This is a genomic window from Pseudomonas sp. NFACC46-3 (genome assembly GCF_900114515.1).
In the GTDB taxonomy this organism is placed as follows: domain Bacteria; phylum Pseudomonadota; class Gammaproteobacteria; order Pseudomonadales; family Pseudomonadaceae; genus Aquipseudomonas; species Aquipseudomonas fluorescens_Q.
This window is the reverse complement of the sequence record NZ_FOTH01000014.1, coordinates 112,262-133,622: the sequence shown is the minus strand read 5'-3', so window position 1 is coordinate 133,622 and position 21,361 is coordinate 112,262. Positions and strand designations below refer to the sequence as shown.

The 21,361-nt window shown below is 59.6% G+C and carries 13 protein-coding genes; 6 read left to right on the top strand and 7 right to left on the bottom strand.

Features of this window, described 5'->3' with window-relative positions; all coding sequences use genetic code 11:
* Nucleotides 1–70: 70 nt before the first annotated feature.
* Together BM300_RS16000 and BM300_RS15995 are read right to left on the bottom strand one after the other, a co-directional pair.
* On the bottom strand, nt 71–5,437 hold the full coding sequence (locus tag BM300_RS16000; RefSeq protein ID WP_092347329.1) for an OTU domain-containing protein: 5,367 nt from the start codon (nt 5,435–5,437) through the stop codon (nt 71–73).
* A 347-nt stretch (nt 5,438–5,784) separates the two neighbouring features.
* Entirely contained in the window at nt 5,785–6,684 is a 900-nt protein-coding gene (locus tag BM300_RS15995) for a homocysteine S-methyltransferase family protein (protein ID WP_092221197.1), read from the bottom strand.
* Nucleotides 6,685–6,799: 115 nt separating this feature from the next.
* Between BM300_RS15995 and BM300_RS15990 the strand changes: the two genes are divergently transcribed.
* The 3 genes from BM300_RS15990 (at nt 6,800) to BM300_RS15980 (ending at nt 10,847) form a co-directional block, all read left to right on the top strand.
* A complete protein-coding gene (locus tag BM300_RS15990) occupies nt 6,800–7,621 on the top strand; it encodes an ABC transporter substrate-binding protein (RefSeq protein WP_063323723.1) in 822 nt (273 codons plus the stop codon).
* Complete coding sequence (locus BM300_RS15985) at nt 7,618–8,451, top strand: amino acid ABC transporter permease (RefSeq protein WP_072343546.1); 834 nt, start codon at nt 7,618–7,620, stop codon at nt 8,449–8,451. Before BM300_RS15990 ends, BM300_RS15985 begins: the two co-directional genes overlap by 4 nt.
* Before the next feature lie 209 nt (nt 8,452–8,660).
* On the top strand, nt 8,661–10,847 hold the full coding sequence (locus tag BM300_RS15980) for an autotransporter outer membrane beta-barrel domain-containing protein (RefSeq protein ID WP_092347333.1): 2,187 nt from the start codon (nt 8,661–8,663) through the stop codon (nt 10,845–10,847).
* 63 nt (nt 10,848–10,910) lie between these two features.
* On the opposite strand, the gene oadA is transcribed toward BM300_RS15980, so the two are convergent.
* On the bottom strand, nt 10,911–12,719 hold the full coding sequence (gene oadA / locus BM300_RS15975) for a sodium-extruding oxaloacetate decarboxylase subunit alpha (RefSeq protein WP_092147661.1): 1,809 nt from the start codon (nt 12,717–12,719) through the stop codon (nt 10,911–10,913).
* A 13-nt stretch (nt 12,720–12,732) separates the two neighbouring features.
* Nucleotides 12,733–14,148, bottom strand: coding sequence for an acetyl-CoA carboxylase biotin carboxylase subunit (locus BM300_RS15970; RefSeq protein WP_063323719.1), 1,416 nt, complete (start codon nt 14,146–14,148; stop codon nt 12,733–12,735).
* 187 nt (nt 14,149–14,335) lie between these two features.
* On the opposite strand from BM300_RS15970, the gene BM300_RS15965 reads away from it, so the two are divergent.
* The gene (locus BM300_RS15965; RefSeq protein ID WP_013694598.1) at nt 14,336–15,298 is read left to right on the top strand and encodes a LysR family transcriptional regulator; all 963 of its coding nucleotides are present in this window, start codon (nt 14,336–14,338) and stop codon (nt 15,296–15,298) included.
* Here BM300_RS15965 and BM300_RS15960 read toward each other — a convergent pair.
* Together BM300_RS15960 and hexR are read right to left on the bottom strand one after the other, a co-directional pair.
* Entirely contained in the window at nt 15,240–15,449 is a 210-nt protein-coding gene (locus BM300_RS15960) for a PA3496 family putative envelope integrity protein (RefSeq protein WP_018613928.1), read from the bottom strand. The two genes, BM300_RS15965 and BM300_RS15960, sit on opposite strands and share 59 nt — an antisense overlap.
* 273 nt (nt 15,450–15,722) lie before the next feature.
* Entirely contained in the window at nt 15,723–16,589 is an 867-nt protein-coding gene (gene hexR, locus BM300_RS15955; RefSeq protein WP_003187110.1) for a transcriptional regulator HexR, read from the bottom strand.
* 611 nt (nt 16,590–17,200) lie between these two features.
* Here hexR and BM300_RS15950 point away from each other — a divergent pair.
* Entirely contained in the window at nt 17,201–17,635 is a 435-nt protein-coding gene (locus BM300_RS15950; RefSeq protein ID WP_092147656.1) for a DUF3757 domain-containing protein, read from the top strand.
* A 308-nt stretch (nt 17,636–17,943) separates the two neighbouring features.
* The gene (locus tag BM300_RS15945; RefSeq protein ID WP_092147653.1) at nt 17,944–18,258 is read left to right on the top strand and encodes a hypothetical protein; all 315 of its coding nucleotides are present in this window, start codon (nt 17,944–17,946) and stop codon (nt 18,256–18,258) included.
* A 56-nt stretch (nt 18,259–18,314) separates the two neighbouring features.
* On the opposite strand, the gene BM300_RS15940 is transcribed toward BM300_RS15945, so the two are convergent.
* A complete protein-coding gene (locus BM300_RS15940; protein ID WP_092221191.1) occupies nt 18,315–21,185 on the bottom strand; it encodes an EAL domain-containing protein in 2,871 nt (956 codons plus the stop codon).
* Between the last annotated feature and the right edge of the window lie 176 nt (nt 21,186–21,361).

The window sequence follows — 21,361 nt, the reverse complement described above, 5'->3', positions numbered from 1 at the left end:
TGTGGGAGCTTGCTCGCGATGGCGGCGGCACAATCAACATCACCGCCCGACCATCACGAGCACCTCACCGTCACTCAGGTTTAGGCTTCACCTCACCAATCTTCTTGAGTGACTCTGGGGTCACGCCCCGCCTTGCGTACTGCCAGGCCCAGTCCGGAATGGCCAGGTGGCTTTCCACGTACACGGCAAAATCCAGGCGGCTATGGCCCAGGCGATCGGTCGGGAAATCGAAGTTGTACAGATACTGCTGGGCCCGCCGTTGGCCGATGGACAGCAGCCGCTGGATAATCTGGTTCGCGCGGAACTCTTCCGGTGCAAGGCTGCCTCTCAAGGCCAAGGCAAGATGCAACTCGGAATTCAGCGCCCGGGGTTCGGCCAGTGTCTTTCGGATGGTGGCGTCGCTGAAGTGCGGCCCGATCAGGTCGGCCCAGATCTGGCTGGCGTAATCCTTTCGGAGTTTCTGCAGAGAGCTCCACAGATTCGGGGTCTCGAACAACAGGGCAACCCTGGCGTTGGACGGCGGCTGTCCCGCAAAGCTGAACAGTTTTGCGACCGCGGGGATGTCGTTGTCCATGATGTTGCCCCACGCGCCCCCCAGGAACACCAGGAAATCCGCCAGTTCTTCCTGACGCGTGACGATGTTCTCCAGGTTCCGGTCGTCAAACAACTGCATCCAGTCGACATCGATGCTTTCGGTGCGCTGCAATTCGGTGTAGCGGGTGCTCGCATACTCCGCAAGAAGCTGGAAACGCCTATCGGACAAGGCCGGGTTACGTAGCCACCGGGCCACTTCGCCCACCCGCAACAAACCGCCCAGGTTATGCGCGATGATCGGCGACCTGAACAGAAAATTCGCCCGTCTCAGCAAGACGGGGAAACGCCCGAGAGCGGTCTTGAACAAGTTGACAGTCCTATCGGCCCTGTCCGTGTAAATGAAATGATCGAACAGCTCCGAAGTATCACTGACGTACTTGCCAGAATCGGCCACCAACAAACTCTTGGCATCATCCAGATCATCGCTATTGACCAGGTAGGCCCCATCGAGCAGGGCTTCAAGCTGGTCTTCGTCCAGATGACCGTGCAGCGCTTCGTCATACAGGATATAAGCCGAACTGTTATTGGGATGGTGATTGACCAGTTGCCTTGCGGTCACGCCGTACTCCAGCAGGATATGGGCCACGTCAGGAGTGATCAGGAGGAACTGGTCATCAAGCAGGGCCTGGATCAGTTCAGGCTCAACGGGCCGCTCCAGGATGTCCTGGAACAGTTGGTCCATGGATTGTCTTTCCTGCCCTGTGAAGGGAGCGTTGATGCTTGGCACCAATCTGGCCGGAGGCCGATCAGACAATATACGCCCGACTTGCTCGAGGATTTCTGGCGGCAACCTGGTTCCAGGGTGTGCAGTGATCGCCGTGCGCACCGAACTGTTCGCATACAAGTCCAGATAACGCAGGACCGGTTGAAACAGGCGAAGCGGATTGGGCGCGCCATAAACAATCCGAGTGAGATCGAGCATCGCCGCCTGCCCCATCAGGTTGACCAGCGAAGGCGCATTTTCAAAAAGCGCTTCCTGGATCCGGGTGGCTTGCGGCGGCAGGTAATGGCCTAGCTGCGGATGCTGATCGACATAATCGGCCACTTCGTTTCGCAAACCTTGCATCGAAAACGTTTCCTGCGCTTGCCCTTCATTCAAGCCACGCGTCATAGCATTGAAGAAACAATCGCCGTCGGCAGGAATCTCGACGATCTCTTCGCCCAGCACCACGCTGTAATGATTCTGCGCCGTTCGACGCAACACCACATCGGTGTCTGCTCGATCCGGATGGCCATCCATTGGAAAAATGGTTTCGTCCTGCCCAGGGCTATAGCGCACCGACCAGACACGCTCAGGCGTCAACTCATCGATGATCAACAGGCTACGGTTCTGTGGCCAACTCGCCAGACGCGTCATGATCGACGGGACCAGGTCCATGACCTGGGTGTTCCAGGTACCCGGGGTCCGAATCGAAGCGGCAACGGTAGAGAGCGCCATGGCCGGGATCTTGGGCTTGGATGGTCCGGGCTGAGGCGATGAGTCCGCCGGTCGTTTACCGCCTCCCCGACCAAATCCCACGGTGCGCCATTCTCCGTCCGACATTCGCGCCACCGTACTTCTCATGACGCCGCTGGAGCGGATGTTCAACCCTGTCAGCGGATCGACGAGCACGGCCTCGGTGGCGTTCAGCTTCGTCTGGTCGTGCACGCGGAACACCGTGCCATCGGGTTGGCGTACGTACACGGGGCGGGCTATCACGCGACCTGTCGCCACGTCGCTGACCGTCGCACGATAGAAGCCCCGGGCGTCCGCTGCCAGACCTTGTATCACCGAGGTATCCGCCACGGCATAACGGCCGTAGATCGCGCTATCCAACGGCAATCCGGTCAGCGCCTCCTCCGGACTCTGGCGTGCCGTCACCGCGCGGAAAAACGACTGGCTTCGCGTGGGCACCGCCACGCCTGCGGACAGGCGCCATCCGCCGTGGTTCGCTATGGTGTGCACCAGCGCCAGGGTTCTCAAGTTCAGCGGAATGGCCCCGGTCCTGAATATCAGCAAACCGGTCTTGATGGCGCTCTTGAGCATGTGGATACCGGGCGCCAGGAACAGCCCGGCCAGCTCCAGGACAATCTCGATCACCATCTGTCCGAACCGGCCATAGGTTTGATGGCGAACATCCCGGTTGCTGTTGGAGCGGTGATCGGCATGGGCGCTGTGAAAGTACACGTGCGCTCGATGCAGCGCCTCGAACAGGTCGTCGGTGATCAACGCGCCGCGAATCAACGGACGACCACCCTGCTGCCCCAGTGTCCGCTTGATTTCCGCCGGGTTGCTGGTGGAAATGCGTGCCCGGAAATATTCTTGCCAGTCCTCACGGGGCAACAGCTGCGCAATGCCATCGCTCAGATCGGCAAACTCATGGAAGTCTTCCCCCTCGGGCGCATCCGGGAAATAAACGCCAACGGTGCCCTTGATATCCGGCCCCGCCTGATCGGAAAAGATCAGCGCGCCATCGATGCTGGTCGCATTGCTCTGCCTGGCCTGCTGCCCGCCCGCCGCCATGCTGCCACCCAGCAAAAGACCGTAGACATGAACCGCGCGCCCCATGACCGGCGCGCGGTGCCTGGCTGATGGCGAGCGCAGGACGGCGTCGAGCCAGAGGGCGAGCTTCTTTGCCGGTTTCGGAGGATTGAAAGCCTTATCGATCAGGCTGGCCTTGAACACCTCGTCGCCCTTGAGCGAGGCCTCGTAGCCTTTGAATTTCAAATTGGCGAGGTACGCGGTCTGCCAAGTCTTTTTATAGTCCGGTTTATTCATCTCCTCCTTGAGCATGGCTTGATAACTGCCACCGGCATCGATGCTCGTCACCATCCGCGCGAGTTCGCGCCCGGTCAACGTGATGAAATAGCCGTTGGCCGGATTCCGGATGCGTTGGCCGTCCCCATCGACCAGGTAAACGCTCAACACTTCGCGCATGCCGTTCGGGTATTGAGCCGGGCGCAGGTTGTCGAGCAACAGTTGGGTCAGGCTGGTGCTGCGCGACTGCCTTGGATTGGCGCGTTGGCCATAGAAAAACGTGACCAGGCTCTGGTCAGGGTCGGGATCGATGCCGGGGTGCACGGTTTTTTTCAGGTACTCCTTGACCTTCTGGCGGGTGAACTGCAACAAGGTCTGGATATCGCTACTGCCCAACTGATAGGCCGCCTCCAAGACCTGGGTTTCCAGGCTGCGATAGGTCGATTTCTCCGTACGCGTGGCGGTCTTGTAGAAATCGCCACGGCTGTTTTCAACCAGGATTTCCTGACGGACCGCCAGCGGCCCGGCCAGCGACAACATGGGCAAGTCCAGCGCATCCTCAACGTTCAGGGCAAAAGCGGTCAAAGCGACCGTCTCGTTTCCCGGAGCATTCAAATACCTTTCCAGGGCGGTGCTTTGAATCTGCAACAGGTCATCTGCCGCCACTTCAAACACAGACCCGGACAATTCAGAGGCAATATCCCGGATCGCACGTTTCTGCCCTTCGTAGATGGGGCTCACTTTATTGATCAGGTCTTGGACAGAACTGAATCGCCGTATTCCGCCTTCCAGGGAGTACAGGAACAGATAGGGTTGATCGGTCCGTTTGATCACCATCGCCGCCGGCCATTTTTTCGGCGCTGCAGTGCCCATATCGAGCATGACGGCGTACACATGGGGAATCGGGGCCCGCAGCAAGCGGTTTCTGTCGGCCATGGAAGGATGGGTGGTGATGAGGTCCAACAGGCGATCTTCCTCAGCCTGCCGGGTTCGTGCGTCCGGGCTCGATTGGGTGCCTGGATCGCGATCGATTTTGTACAGGTCGAAGAGATGCAAGAAACGTCGTGAAAGCAGATGAGCGAGTGCCGCGTGCGTGGTGGACGCCGGGGTTGGCGTATCGAGAACGTCTGCGCCGCTGCTGTTACGGAAGCGCGTGAGATCGTCGCGCCATTGCTGTTTCAATTCTTCATTGCCGGTGGGCTGGGCGATATAGAACACGGCCTCCAGGGTCGCCGCCGTTTTCGTGTCCAATGGGCTGGCGAAGACGCTGTCGGCCTCTTCCACCGAGTCTGGGCGGCTGAAGAACCCTACGCCGCCGACCGTATAAGTGGGCGGTGTATCCGACACCAGGCAGTCCAGCATCACGTCGGAAAAACGCTGCGACGAGGTCAATGAACGGCTGCCCGTCGCGTCAACAGTAAAGTGGTTCACGTACCAATGATCCGGGTCGATGTCTTGAAGCAGCGATCCACGGAATTTTTTCTGCGGGATCTTCGCCTTGATCCGGCTGGCCAGCAGATTCTTGAGCACCGAGTCGAACGTTGGAAGAGCGGCAAACAAGCGCGCCAGTTTCACCTGATTGGTGTCCAGCAACGCCAATTGCCTGGCCTGTTCCTTTTCACGGGCACCGAGCAGATTGCCCTGGGCATCCACCTCAGTCATGACGGGCTGGCCGATGCCCTGGTAGCCGGGTGCAATGCCGGCGCGCAATTGCTGCAGGACGTCTGGCGCAAGAGCCTTGCCGTTGGCCCGCAGTGCCGAGAAGTCCAGGGACATGTGACTGATGTGGGGATAAATCCAGCCCTCGCGGGGGGAGTGACCAGAGGAAGATCCGCGGCTTTGATGAGCGATCAGAAAGCCTTGGGTCACGGCGTCACGCAAAGGCACCGAGGTGCTCTGGGTGACGGCGGCCGAGTCGATAGTCTCGACTTCTTGATACGTGACGTTGACCTGTGTATCGCCGGTCAGGCCCCATTGACCTAGCCATTGATCGGCGAATACATGCGGTTGAAAGCGAACCCCGTTGGCCAACAGGCTGATGGGTTTCAAGCGCGCGGCAGGAAGAGGCGACGGCGCGCTAGGTTCATGTTCGGAGAAGACAGGCATTGAAGTGTCCCGGTTGTGATGAGGACTGGGACCCTATCGCGCCGTTCGACCGGAAATGACATACATATGTATAGGAGTGGCTGGCGGGCTCGGAGAAAAGCGTAAGGCGGGATGTCCTCGCCACAAAGGCAGTCCAGTGCGTCTCAATGGATGCAGGCGGCAGCTTCTACTTTTGTGGCGAGGGGATTCATCCCCGCTGGGCTGCGCAGCAGCCCCAAAGACGCTGAATGCAATCAACCTGACACACCTCAGCGGCAGGTTTCAGGGCTGCTGCGCAGCCCAACGGGGATGAATCCCCTCGCCACAGGGGTACCGTGTCCCCGGCCCAAACAGGTGATTCCATCGGTTCAGGGTAGCTGTTGCGCCAACACCGCAATATGCTCCGGCCCGATCCCGCAGCAGCCGCCCAAATGGCTCGCCCCGCGCTTCTGCCAGTCAGCCGCCCACTGCAGGTACCCCGGTGGATCGAGGTCTTCGCGCAACGGATCCAGCCCGTCGTTGGCCGTCGCTTCCTTCGGTTGCGGCGGGAAGGCGTTGGCGTACGCACCGATGTGGATCTTCACGCCCAGGCGCTCGAAGGTGTCTCGCGCCGCATCAATGGCCGCGCCGATCACTTCCGGCTGGCTGCAGTTGAACAGCAGGGTCTCGACGCCCAGCTCGGCCGCGACCGCCGCCGCGTCCGCCACCGGTTCGCCGGAGCGCAGGCGCGGCACTTCGTCGGTGTCTTCATCTTTCAGCGTGAACGAGAGCCAGAACGGCTTGCCGTCCTGCGGCAGCCCGGCGTGAATCGCCCGCGCTTCGACGGTAGAGCTTTGGGTCTCGGCCAGCCACAAGTCGACATGAGGCGCCAGGCCGGTCACCAGGGGGGCCAACAGTTCACTGGCGCGGGAAGCATCGAAAAGATCGGGGCGATAGGAACCGAACAACGGCGGCAGCGACCCGGCCACCCGTACCGTCTTGCCCGAAGCCTGCACCGCCCGCCGCGCCAGCTCTCCAGCCAGGGCGGCCAGCGCCTGGCCTTCCGCGGCGAAACGCGCCTCGCCAATATGGAACGGCACCACGGCATAACTGTTGCTGGTGATCACGCTGGCGCCGCTGGCGATGTAAGCCGCGTGCACCGCCTCTACCGCCTGGGGCGCTTCGCTCAAGGCCAGGGCCGACCACTCGGGTTGCCGGAACGGTGCGCCACGGCGTTGCAGTTCGCGGCCCATGCCGCCATCGAGAATGACTGTCGTTGCTGCGCCCATATGCGATTCACTCATAAGCTTATGAAAAATACTCACTACCGGAGTTGTTCTTATAACTATTTAATACGCACCATTCAGTTCACTACAACTTATTTTTCTACCCCAGGGATCTCACGTGAAATTACAACCATTGCTGGCCCTGGGCCTGACTCTACTGGCCGCCTCGTCGCAGGCGTTCGCCGGCGCCACGCTGGATCGCATCGAACAGAAAAAAGAACTGGTCGGCGTGTTGATGGAAAGCTATCCGCCCTTCTCGTTCCTCAACGATCAGAACCAGCTCGACGGTTTCGACGTCGACGTGGCCAAGGCCGTGGCGCAGAAACTGGGCGTGAAGCTGCGCCTGGAAACCCCTTCCTGGGACGTCATCGCGGCCGGGCACTGGAGCGGGCGCTATGACATCTGCATCTGCTCCATGACCCCGAGCAAGGCCCGCGCCGAAGTCTTCGATTTCCCGGTGCAGTACTACGCCTCCCCAGCCGTCATCGTGGTCAACGCCAAGGATGACCGTATCCACGGCGCCAAGGACTTGAGCGGCAAGAAAGTCGGCCTCACCAGCGCCTCCAGCTATGAAAGTTACCTGAACAAGAACCTGGTGATCGAAGGCGCCGAGGATACCCAACTGAGCTATCCCTTCGAGGACGTGCAGGTCGCCCCGTACGATACCGATAACGTGGCGTTCCAAGACCTCGGCCTGGGCGCCGGGGTGCGCCTGGACGCGGTGTTGACCAACCTGGTGACCGCACAGCCGCGCCTGACCGAAGACAAGCGCTTCAAGCTGGCCGGCGAACCGCTCTATTCCGAACCGAACTCGGTGGCCATCGAAAAAGGCGATGCCCAGTGGGACAACAAGGTGCGTGAAGTCTTCGCCCAGTTGAAACAAGACGGCACCTTGAGCAAACTCTCGCAAAAATGGATCGGCGCCGACATCACCCAATGACTTCTTTTCCACCCCCTCAGCCACCGCCAACGGTGGCTGAGTCTCGCCTGCAAAAAATCTTCGGTTTTCGCACCCGGTTGTACCTGACCTGGGCGACGATGCTGGTGCTGTTCGCGAGTTTCTTCCTGAGCTTCGACCTGAAGTTCTCCATCATCCTCGACAAACTGCCGAACCTGCTGGGCGTGCACCTGGCGCCCAATGGCTTTTTGCAGGGCGCGGTGCTGACGTTGTTCCTGTGCCTGTGCTCGATCGTCGCGTCGTCACTGCTGGGCTTCATCACCGCCCTGGCGCGGCTGTCCAGCAGCGCGGTGGCGTTCGGCATTGCCAGTTTCTATGCGTCATTCTTTCGCGGCACGCCGCTGCTGATCCAGATCCTGCTGATCTACCTGGGCCTGCCCCAACTGGGCGTGGTCCCGGGCGCCATCGCCGCCGGGATCATCGCGCTGTCGCTGAACTATGGCGCCTACCTGAGCGAAATTTTCCGCGCCGGCATCCTCGGCGTCCCCCACGGCCAACGCGAAGCCTCCCTCGCCCTGGGCCTGAGCGAAACCGTGATCTTCTGGCGCGTCACCCTGCCCCAGGCCATGCGCACCATCATCCCGCCGACCACCAACCAGTTCATCTCGATGCTCAAGGATTCCTCCCTGATCTCGGTGATGGGGGTTTGGGAAGTGATGTTCCTGGCGCAGTCCTATGGTCGTTCCAGCTATCGCTATATCGAGATGCTGACGACGGCGGCGATCATTTATTGGTTGATGTCCATTGCGTTGGAGCTGATCCAGGCGCGGATGGAGCGGCATTATGGGAAGGCGTATCTCAAGCGCAGCTGAGAAACCACGGCTGGTCAAATCGACATTTCCGAGGATGCTGTAGGGCAAAGCTCTCTGTCATGGAAGCCAGCACGACGATACGCTGCCCCCCCGACCCGCAGCCTACAGATTCGATCTGTCGTGTCTTGCCGACGGCCAGGAGATGGCTGGCATCGCCCTCCCGGCTGAATTTTTAAAGTGCGGACTCCTTTAATGAGAGGCCGCATTCGATGTCTATCCAACACCTATACCCACCCCAACGCCTGGCCCTGACAATCGCCCTGGTGCTCGGTTGCGCCGACGTTTCGATGGCAGGGCAACCTGCTGATCCGCCCGTCGTCCCCAAGACAACAGCCGACTTGCAAGCTCAACTCAAAACGTTCGCCGAAGCAGTGGATACCACATCGCCCAAAGTCACCAAGCCCCACAAAGGCGTAGAGAAACTGGATGACACCAACGATCTGGCCCTCGTCGGCGGACGCGGGAAGTTCAACGGCGCTGTTGATGGTGGCGGAGGAACCAACATGCTGCGATTGGAAGCCAGCAAAGGTGGAAAATTGGAAGGAGCCCATAACTTTGAGGCTTTGCATGTTGCAAAAGGCGAATGGGAACACACCGGGAATTTCACTGGCTGGGGAGTGATCGAGCCGGAAACCACGTTGATCAACACCGGCCATATCGACGGACAAATCGGGGTTCTCGGTACATTCGATAACAAGGGCGTTGTCGCCAACAACGTGATCGTCGAGCAAGACGCAGGCATGAGCAACTCAGGTGCCGTGAATGGCGCAGTCCATGTACTTGAGAAGGCCAGCTTCAGCGGCAACGGATCTGTAGGGTTCCTGAGCGTGGCAGGCCAGCTGAAGGTCGGTCCTGAAGTCGGTGCACCCTCGATCAGCGGAAACCTTGAACTGTTTAAAGGCGCTGAATTGATCTACGGCATCGATGCTGCGGGCGCCAGCGCCACGGTCAATGTCGCAGGCACTGCGACGCTGAACGATGCGACCCTGAGAATCGACGCCGTACAGGTTGAGGACATGGGCACAAGCGAGCACACCGTGATCCGTGCGAAGCAGATCGAGGGGGCGTTCGGCACGATCATCAACAATCTCCCCTTCATGACCGCGACCCCGCACTACAGCGGGACGGAGGTTGGCCTGACGTATGCGCGCAATGGCGTTCCACTCAACGCTGCAGCAAAGAACGAAAATGCAGAAAGACTCGCCGGCAGTATCAAAGAACCACAAACGGCCACGCCACTGCCGCCCAAGCCTGTCGACAATGGAGCGGCTGCTGAGGCACCTACAACCCAAGCAAAAGTCGATGATCCGGCACAACGTCCCCGCCAAGCGTCGCCAGTCGTCAGCATTGAACCGAAACCCACCAGCCTGCCGCACAACATCCCCGTCGCGAAACCCAACGCCGCCATCAACGCCCTGCTCGGCAGCAACCTGGTCACCGCCGCCGATGGCCTCGACCAGTTGAGCGGCTACGACACCGCCGACCTGGGCAACGCTACCCTGAGCAGTGTCACGCCCATCAGCACCGGCATGCTCGCGGCCATGGGCCAGAACACTCCGCAGGGCGCCCATGGCAATGGGCAGGTCTGGGTCCAGGCCATCGGCAACAGTGGCCGCGTCGGCAGGCATCTGGACGATTACGCGCTAAAGCACTCGACAACAGGTTTGCTGTTGGGAACCGACTGGGCGATCAACCCGACTTGGCGCCTGGGGATCATCGGCGCCAAGAGCGAGACGCGGCTGGACGGTCATCGATTCGAGGGCCGGCTCGACAGTTGGCATGTCGGCGCCTATGCCCTGCGTCAGGATGGGCCGCTGGCGCTACGCCTGGGCGCGGTGTATGGCGATCACGACGGCAGCACCAAGCGCCACGTGGCTTTCAACGGTTTCAGCGATCGACTCAAAGGTCGTTACGACGCCAACACGCAGCAGGTCTTCGGGCAAGTCGGCTACAACCTGGACATTGGGCATTTCGATATCGAGCCCTACGTCCAAGTGGGCTACCAGCGCTACCAACGCGATCACTTCACGGAGAAAGGTGGCGACGCCGCGTTGCGGTACAACAGCCAGGCACAGGAAAACTACACCAGCGAGCTGGGCCTGCACCTCGCCCGCCCCTTCGTTCTGGACCAGGGAGCGCGGTTGACGCCACGCCTGAATGTCGGCTGGAAACACCTCTATGGCGACGTCCGAGGCAGCTCCCGTCAACGTCTGGTCGACGGCGGCATGACCTATACCGTCGAGGGCATCGAGCTGGACCGGGACAGCTTGCTGCTGGAAGCCGGACTGGACCTGGCCGTTTCGCCACGACACACATTGGGGGTGAGCTACAAAGGTGAAACCGGCCAGGACAACCGCAACGGTGCGCTGATGGGGCAGTGGCGGATGATGTTCTGACAGGCAAAAAAAAGGGGAGCACATGCCCCCCCGAGGTTAAAACGGTGTATCGAGACTGTTAAATCAGCCTTCGATCTCGATCAGGATCTCGCCCGGATTGACCCGGTCGCCCTTGACCACATGAATCGCGGTGACCTTGCCGGCGATGGCCGCCTGCACTTCGGTTTCCATCTTCATGGCTTCGGTGATCAGGACGGCCTGACCGGCCTTCACCACATCGCCCTCCTTGACCAGCACATCGACGATGTTGCCGGGCATGGTGGTGCTGACGTGGCCCGGCGCAGTGGCTTGCTTGCGCTTGCTGCTGCCGCCGCCGACAAATTCATTGAGCGGTTCGAACACGACCTCTTCGGGCATGCCATCGATGGACAGGTAGAAGTGACGCTTGCCTTCGGCCTTGACGCCCACCCCGGTGATGTCGACGCGGTAGGTTTCGCCGTGAACGTCGATGACGAACTCGGTCGGCACGCCTTCACCGCCCACCGAGCTCACGCTACCCGCCTCAGGGATCGGCAAGAGCACTTCCGGAGTCAAGGTGCCGGCTTCGCGCTCTTCCAGGAACTTGCGACCGATGTCCGGGAACATGGCGTAGGTCAGTACGTCCTCCTCGGACTTGGCCAGCGCACCGATTTCACCACGCAGCTTGGTCATTTCCGGCTTGAGCAAATCGGCCGGACGCACATCGATCACGTCTTCGCTGCCGATGGCCTGGCGACGCAATTTCTCGTTCACCGAACCTGGCGCCTTGCCGTAGCCGCCCTGCAGATAGAGCTTCACTTCGTTGGTGATGGTCTTGTAGCGCTCACCGGCCAACACGTTGAAAAACGCCTGGGTACCGACGATCTGCGAGGTCGGGGTCACCAGCGGCGGGAAGCCGAGGTCTTCGCGCACCCGCGGGATTTCCGCCAGCACTTCATTCATCCGGTTCAGCGCGCCCTGCTCTTTCAACTGGTTGGCGAGGTTGGAGATCATCCCGCCCGGTACCTGGTTGACCTGGACGCGGGTGTCCACCGCGGTGAACTCGCTTTCGAACTGGTGGTATTTCTTGCGCACCGCGTAGAAGTACAGGCCGATTTCCTGCAACAGTTCCAGGTCCAGGCCGGTGTCGAACTCACTGCCTTTAAGGGCCGCAACCATCGACTCGGTACCGGGATGGCTGGTGCCCCAGGCGAAACTGGAGATCGCGGTGTCGATGTGATCGGCACCGTTTTCGATCGCCTTGAGCTGGCACATCGCAGCCAGGCCGGCGGTGTCGTGGGAGTGGATAAAGACTGGCAGCGACTGCTCGCTCTTCAGCGCCTTGACCAGCTCGCCAGTGGCATAGGGGGTCAGCAGGCCGGCCATGTCCTTGATCGCCACCGAGTCGCAACCCATGGCTTCCATTTGTTTGGCCTGGGCCACGAACGCATCGATGGTGTGCACCGGGCTGGTGGTGTAGGCGATGGTGCCCTGGGCATGCTTGCCGGCGGCCTTCACCGCTTCGATGGCGACCTTGAGGTTACGCACGTCGTTCATCGCATCGAAAATACGGAACACGTCGATGCCGTTGACCGCCGCTTTTGCCACGAACGCCCTGACCACGTCATCGCTGTAGTGGCGATAGCCCAGCAGGTTCTGGCCACGCAGCAGCATTTGCAGACGGGTGTTGGGCAGCGCCGCGCGCAGTTGGCGCAGGCGTTCCCACGGGTCTTCCTTCAGGAAGCGTACGCAGGCATCGAATGTCGCGCCGCCCCAGACTTCCAGCGACCAATAGCCGACTTTGTCGAGCTTGTCGCAGATCGGCAGCATGTCTTCGGTGCGCATGCGGGTGGCAAGCAGCGATTGGTGGGCGTCGCGCAGGATTGTGTCGGTAACAAAGATCTTCTTGGACATGGTCATACTTTCCTTACAGGCCTGCGTGGGCGGCAATGGCGGCGGCGATGGCCAGGGCCAGCTCTTCGGGTTTGCGCTTGATCGAGTAGTTGGTCAGTTCCGGATGGCTTTCCACGAAGCTGGTATTGAACTGGCCGCTGCGGAATTCCGGATTGCGCAGGATCTCCTGGTAATACGCTGCGGTCGTCTTGACCCCCTGCAGGCGCATGTCATCCAGGGCTCGCAGGCCACGGTCCATCGCCTCTTCCCAAGTCAACGCCCAGACCACCAGTTTCAGGCACATCGAATCGTAGAACGGCGGAATGGTGTAGCCGGTGTAGATCGCCGTGTCGGTGCGCACACCCGGGCCGCCAGGGGCGTAGTAGCGGGTGATCTTGCCGAAGCTGGGCAGGAAGTTGTTTTTCGGGTCTTCGGCGTTGATACGGAACTGCAACGCAAAACCCCGGTGCACGATGTCTTCCTGCTTGACCGACAGTGGCAGCCCGGACGCGATACGGATCTGTTCGCGAACGATGTCGATACCGGTGATTTCTTCGGTGATGGTGTGTTCCACCTGCACCCGAGTGTTCATCTCCATGAAGTACACCTCGCCTTCGGCGAGCAGGAACTCCACGGTGCCGGCATTCTCGTAGCCCACGGCCTTGGCCGCGCGCACCGACAGGTCGCCGATGTAGGCGCGTTGCTCGGGCGTCAGTTGCGGGCTGGGCGCGATCTCGATCAGTTTCTGGTTGCGGCGCTGGATCGAGCAGTCACGTTCGAACAGGTGCACCACGTTGCCGAAACTGTCCCCCAGGATCTGCGCTTCGATATGCTTGGGATTGACGATGCATTTTTCCAGGAACACTTCCGCCGAACCAAACGCCTTGGTGGCTTCGGAAATGACCCGCGGGAAGGCCTGTTCGAGTTCTTCGCGGCTGTTGCAGCGACGGATACCACGACCGCCGCCGCCGGACGTGGCCTTGAGCATCACCGGGTAACCGATCCGATCACCTTCGGTCAGCGCTTCTTCAATGCCCGATACGTTGCCTTCGGTGCCGGGCGTGACCGGTACACCGGCCTTGATCATGCTGCGGCGCGCTTCGGTCTTGTCGCCCATGCGGCGAATCACTTCCGCCGACGGACCAATGAATTTGATGCCGCGTTCAGCGCAGATGTCTGCCAGTTCGGCGTTTTCCGAGAGAAAACCGTAGCCGGGGTGCAAGGCATCACAGCCGGTTTCCACTGCCAGGTTCACCAGTTTGCGCGGGTTCAGATAGCCGGCCAGCGGATCGGCGCCAATGCTGTGGGCCTCGTCCGCACGCTTGACATGCAACGCATGGCGGTCCGCGTCGGAGTAGACCGCGACCGAGCGAATGCCCATCTCGGCGCAGGCGCGCACGATTCGAACGGCAATTTCACCACGGTTGGCGATCAGGATCTTTGTTATCAATTGGAGGTTCCCTTGAGCCGGTGATACCACGGCCTGGGGTCCAGGCCGACGCGTGACCAGATGTAACAATTGGTCGCAGCACCACACTAGTCCTGGCTGTTGATTAACAAAAATGAATATTTATTGGGTCATGCATAAGCAAAGACTTATAGTTGTGCTAATCGTCCCGGTCGAGAGTGCTTAGAAAATGCGTAAGTCATTGATGCGTATGACATTGCGTCAATTGCAGATTTTCAACGAGGTGTGCGACCTGAGGTCCTACAGCCGTGCAGCTGATGAAATGTCTCTCACACAACCGGCCGTTAGCCTACAGATTCGATCCCTTGAAGAGCTGATTGGCCAGCCACTGTTTGAGTATGTAGGCAAAAAACTCTACATGACCGAGGCCGCCGAAGCACTGCAACGCGCCAGCCGGGACATCTTCGGGCGCCTGGAAAACCTCGATATGCAGCTCTCGGACATGCAGGGCTCACTGCAAGGCCAATTGAAGCTGGCGGTGGAGTCCAGTGCCAAGTACTTCGTCCCGCACCTGTTCGCCGCGTTCAAGCGCCAGCATCCGGAGGTCAACCTGAACCTCACGGTGGTCAATCGCGGCCAGGTCATCCGTCGGCTCTCGGACAACCGTGACGACTTGGTGATCATGTCCATGGTGCCTCAGGACATGGGGTTGGAATTCCTACCGTTCCTCAACAATCCGATCGTGGCCGTAGCACCGCCGGATCATCCGCTGTGCCACATGGGCCCGCTGCGCTTGCAGGACCTGGAGCCCTATACGCTGCTGTTGCGCGAACCGGGGTCCGGCACGCGACTGGCCTGCGAGGAGTACTTCAAGGAGAAACGGGTGCATTTCACCCAGACACTGGAAGTGGCCTCGGCGGAGGCCCAGCGCGAGTGCGTGGTGGCCGGGCTGGGCGTGGCACTGTTGACGCGCCACGCCGTGAGCCGGGAATTGTCGTCCGGCGCACTCATCGAGCTGCCGGTGGAGGAGTTGCCGCTGTATCGCAGTTGGTGCCTGGTGCAGGCCCGGGCCAAACGCCTGTCACCGGTGGCTCACGCCTTCCTGGCATTCGTTCGCGGTGAGCGCGCTCAGATCATCGGCCTGGTTGAGCGTTTCGACGGGAAGCCGCCGGCGTTGCCTGCCAGTAATTGAACTCTGCCGCGTCAGGAAATTCGCTGATTTCGGCCAGGAGCTGGCGCTGTTCATAGCGGTCTTCGATGGCACGACGGAACGCCATGCGGCGCTGGTCTTCCTGCTGACGACGGGTTTTGACGGCGCTGCGTTCTTCGTAGGACTGGGTCATGTCGAGACTCCCAAGACGTATACGGGAGCTTTACGATGACGGCGCGGGATGACGGTTTGGCGGCGCGTGCGTTACAGAACGATGAATTCGGGCGATGGGATCTTTTGGAGGGTAAGCCTGTGGCGAGGGGATTTATCCCCGTTGGGCTGAAGCAGTCCTCCCGAGAAGCCCCCACTTCAAATAGATACCCCTGAGGACAGCTTGGGACTGCTGCGCAGTCCAACGGGGATAAATCCCCTCGCCACAAGAGCGCTTGCCCTACTGACTTGGGATTTAGTCATCCAACGCCTTCACCGACTTGGGCGACAGCCGCAAGCTGCGCAGGCTGCGCTTCACACTCTTGAGATGGTTGACCAGGCTTGGACCACGAGCCATGGCGACGCCCATCGCCAATACGTCAATCACCACCAGGTGGGCAATGCGCGAGGTCAGCGGCGTGTAGATCTCGGTGTCTTCATGCACGTCGATGGCCAGGTTCACCGTGGACAGTTCCGCCAATGGCGTCTGGCTCGGGCACAAGGTGATCAGTGAAGCGCCGCTTTCGCGCACCAGGTTCGCGGTGATCAGCAAGTCCTTGGAACGCCCCGACTGGGAAATGCAAATCGCCACATCGGTGGGTTTCAAGGTCACCGCTGACATGGCCTGCATGTGCGGGTCGGAATAGGCTGCAGCCGTCAGTAGCAACCGGAAGAACTTGTGCTGGGCATCGGCTGCTACCGCGCCCGACGCGCCGAAGCCATAAAACTCGACACGCTGGGCCTGGGACATGGCCGTGACGGCTTTTTGCAACGCCACCGGGTCGAGCTTCTCGCGAACCTCCATCAGCGTATGCAGGGTCGTGTCGAAGATTTTCAGGCTGTAGTCCGCCACTGAATCGTCTTCGTGGATCGCAAACTGACCGAAGCTCGCACCGGCGGCGAGGCTTTGCGCCAGCTTGAGTTTCAGGTCCTGGAAACCCGAGCAACCGATGGCCCGGCAGAAACGCACGATGGTCGGTTCGCTGATGCCGACGCTGTGGGCAAGATCGGCCATGGAGCTATGCATCACGGCCGCCGGATCAAGCAGTACGTGATCGGCGACTTTCAGCTCCGACTTGCGCAGCAAATGGCGTGACTGGGCGATGTGTTGCAACAGGTTCAAGGGGCTGGACTCTTGTTATGGGCAGGTGCTGGGATGTAGCAAGCTTGTAGTTATACTACAAGAATTGGCTTTTTGCCTGCCCCAATACGTAACCGGGTTAGCCTGCTACCCCTTGTTTTCGCGGAGAACGAGCCATGTAGCCACCCAGGAAGGCTCTGATGCGCGAGAAACCTCACTCATCCCTGAACCAGAGGCCTCCGAAAGTGGCTGACTGGTTAGGGAAACGCTGGAAAGACTTCCAAATTGGGTGAAGCACTTGTCTCACACGCACCGAACGGTTGAATTGCGATGAACCAGAGGGTGGTGCGCAAACGGCAATTGAGCCCAGTCGAGGCGCGTCTCACTTGCTCGACCAACTTAAAATGCTGCCCGCCGCCTATCAATCACACAAAACCCACCTCCCAAATAATATTATTTCCGCTGATTTTTTCCGTTTATCAAACGCATTAAACCCACCTGCCTCGTTCACAAAACAGCTGCGTTTACTTAAACCTCAGATTCTGTTACACAAACTCACCCTCGCATTGATAGTGCTTTTCATTTTGTCTTGCTAGCATAAAAATTCCTTACCTTACTCAAAAATTTAATAAACACCAAACAGAAGACTGATAATGGAATACAAACACATATACCTTGCAGGGCTTTTTTTTCTCAACACTCAAGCTTTTGCTGTGTCTCAAGAATTTTGCCCGGAAGCACAAAATATTCATCTTACAGGCGCATACTATTCGGCCGAAGGTGGATGGTTAGGCCAAGCACAAACAGGTGACAATAGTCCATTGCAGCGCTTTGTCGGCGGTATCTACCAGCCCAAGGATGGCTCTTCCAGCCCAACGGGTGGACATATAGCGAGGTGTACCTACACGACCCAAAACGGCAACGAGGTCAATCTACTATACCCACTGAACGCACAGGGAAAAACTGCAGTGGTAAAGCTTGAAAAACTGGAAAACTGGAAAACCGCAGAAGGTTATTTCGGAACAACTATCTATGAGTGCACAACCCAAGCGAAAGGAGCCTGTGCGTTCTCCCGACTCGAAGAATAAACCGCTAACCAAGGGGCTTACCTGCGGTGAGATGCAACTGCCTTGCACCTCACCGCAGGTACACGTTTAAAATTACTGGGAGCTCTTTCACAAGTCTAATTCGGGCGAAACCAACTTATTAGCAGCAGAGAACCACGGACCATTTAGTTCCGCTCAAGCAACAATATTCAAACAGTAGAAACAAGCCCCCTCCTGACAACCAACTTTCGCTTACAATATCAACCACAACAACCCTCACCACTCTCAGTCAAATCCGATATATTGGCCTCGCAGGACGCAATCAACTTAACGTACAGGAGTTACCCACTATGAGCATTACTACTAAAGATTGGACCGCACAAATTGACCGTATGCCCGGCGCCGCTTCGTTCCGCGTCTATGGATCGGTAGAGGTATCGAACAGTGGCATCACACCAAAGTTGGTACTGAGTGAAACACAAGACAAATCCTTCGATCTACGCCTGGATTTGCAACTGGAACAAAGTGATGAAGTTGCACTGCAAGTTATCACGCACAAACAGGTCGAATACAAAGTGCTTGGCGACTCGAACGTAACCGGAGTCAGCATCTTCTTCAACAATCAACTCGTTCATCACATTGATGAAGTCATGATTACCCATTAATACCTCATCATGTTCCCGTCGGAGCGACACCGTGCGTGCCACTCCGACGGGACGTTTCACTCCTGGCGTTGCTCCCGCAGCAGTTGGGCCAGGCCCTCGGCCTCGACCGGCCGGCTGATGAGATAGCCCTGGACCTCGTCGCATCGCTCGGCTTCCAGGAACTCAAGCTGCCCCTGCCGCTCCACGCCTTCAGCCACAACCTTGAGCGACAAGCCATGAGCCATTGCAATGATTGCCCGGGTAATTGCCGCATCCACGCTGCCCTCACCCAGCCCGCGAATGAACGCCTGGTCGATCTTCACGTAATCCACCGGGATGCGCTTGAGATAACTCAGGGATGAGTAGCCAGTGCCGAAATCGTCGATCGCCAGCTTGACCCCAAGGTCACGCAATTGCTGGAACGTAGCGATGATGTGTTCAACGCTGTCGAGCAACTGGCTCTCGGTCAGCTCCAGTTCCAAGTATTGAGGGGCCAGACCGGTTTCCTCCAGTACCTGTCGCACCAGGCTGACCAGCTTGCCCTGGCGCAATTGATGCACCGACAGATTGACCGACACCCTGATCGGCGCGAGCCCCTGGCGCTGCCATTCGCATGCCTGCCAACAAGCCTGGCGCAATACGAATTCGCCGATCGGCCCGATCAACCCGGTCTCTTCGGCCAGGCCAATGAAATCCCCCGGCGGTACCCGACCCATGGCCGGATGATCCCAACGCACCAACGCCTCGGCGGCGTTCAGGCGTCCGGTCGCCAGGCACAGTTTTGGCTGATAAAAAACCTTCAGTTGCTGCTCTTCCAAGGCCTTGCGCAGCTGATTCTCCAGTTGCAGGCGCTCCAGCGTGCTGGCCTGGAGGCTGTCGGTGTAGAACTGGAAATTGTTGCCGCCCAAATGCTTGGCATGTTGCATGGCCATGTTCGCCTGGCTGACCAGCATGGCAACTTCTCGCGTGTTGTCGGGCAACAGGCTGATGCCGATCGAGGCACTGAGCACCAGTTCATGGCCCTCTATGGTCAGTGGCACACGCAGCTTGGCGGCCAGCCGAGTCGCCACCCGCGCCAGGCTCGAAAGGTTGCCATAGGCATCGAACAACACCGCAAACTCATCGCCCGATAGCCGCGCGATGGTATCCGCCTCGGGCAGCGCATTGATCAGGCGTCGTGCCATTTTCTGCAGCAACTGGTCGGCGATGTCATGGCCGAGGCTGTCGTTGAGCAACTTGAAACGGTCCAGGTTGATATGCAGCAACGCCAGGCTGCGCCGTCCGCCCTGGCGCACACGCTGATGAGCTTCGTGCAGGCGCTCACGAAACAGCGAGCGATTGGCCAGCCCGGTCAATTCGTCGTAATGGGTCAGGTAGCGCATCCGCTCTTCGGATTCGCGTCGCGCCGAAAGATCGGCGAAGAAGCCCACGATATGGCTGACATTTCCCCGAGCATTGCGCACGACGTTCAGTTGCAGCCATTGCGGATACAACTCGCCGTTGGCCCGCGCCTCCACCAACTCACCCTGCCAGGTGCCGTGCTGCTTGAGCGCTTGGCGAATGATGGGGTAATGCCGGCGCGCGTCGCGACTGCACGGCAGGTCCACCACGTTGCGCCCGAGCATGTCATCGATATTGAAACCGGTGACCCGCGTGAACGCCTGATTGGCAGCGAGTAGTACGTAGTGGGGGTCGAAAATCACGATACCTTCGCTGGCGGCTTCGAACACCGTAGCCGCCAGTTGCCGTTGCTGCTCCAGTTCCTTGCTGGTGCTGATGTCTCGCCGGGTACCGACCATACGCAGCACCCGTCCGCTGACGCTGCGCTCCACAGCCCGACCGCGGTCTTCGATCCAGACCCAGTGGCCATCGCCGTGGCGCACACGGTATTCGATCTGGTAATCCTCGCTGCGGCCCTTGAGATGTTCGACCAAGGCCCGCTTGAGCGCCGGCAGGTCCTGAGGGTGCAGGCGCGGAGTGAGGTGAGTGAGCATCGCCGTGATGTATTCGGGCTCCAGGCCGAAGAGCTCCTTGAGCTGAGTGTGATGGACTTCGTCAGTCTGCAGGTTCCAATCCCACAACCCCAGCTCACTGGCCTTGAGCGCCAGGGCCAGACGCGCCTCACTCTTGCTCAGGGCCTGGCTGGCGACCTCCAGTTCAAGACTGCGCTGCGCGACCCGCGCCTCCAGGCCAACCTGGGCCGCTCGCAGTTTTTCCTCCGCAGAACGGCGTTGCTCGACCTCCCGGGCCAGCGCGTCGTTGAGCTGGGCGCTGCGGGTTTGTGCTTGCTGCAGATGCTCGATCAGCGCCTGGTTCTGGAAGCGCCGCAACAAGCCGCTTTGGATCAAGCGGTTGACTTGCCAGGCGACCACGCTCAGCGAGACCAGCACGATCAGCCCGAGCCAGCCCCACCCGCGTTGCTGCTCGTCGCCGCCCCAGAAGAGGTAGCCGATGGCCGGTAACAGGCAGGGCAAGGTAAAGGACAGGAATGCGGGAAGGCTCACCGCGTAGGCCACGCTGGCCGACAGGGCGGCCGCGCCAATCAGGCCGAACACCCAGGCCTGCTGCTGGAAACTGTCAGCCGGGACCAGCGCGATACCGGCCCCAGCCAGCGTCAGGCCGGTCATCGCCGAGCCCAGCAAAAACATACGCAACCAGATCGGGTGTGCCTGGCGGCTCGGCATCGCCGAATCGAAAGCCGCCACCTGGATCACCCGTAAGGCCACCAGCGACAACAACCAGACGAGCCAGACGCTGACCAGGAAATAGCGCCGCGGCTCCCATAACAGCGCGGCGCAGACCAGACCATTGAGCAGCATGAACAGCGTAGGCAGCAGCGAGCCTTGATACAACAGACGTGTGCGCTCGACCGCCATCTCCATGGCGTACTGCTTGCAGATGACCCGCGGCTCCACACAGGGGCCCGCCGGATCGGAATTGAGGGTTATTGGCACTGTTTTTGTTCTTATTCAGTGGAGCGTGGAGAACCCGAAACAAGCACCGAGCATACACAAGCCACGGGGCATCCCACACTGCCCCAGCTCATAAAAACACGGAAAAAAGTCGCTGTTTCATTGGGTGGCGACCCTTTCGAGCGAGTCCCGCCAACGCCTGTAGCCCATGA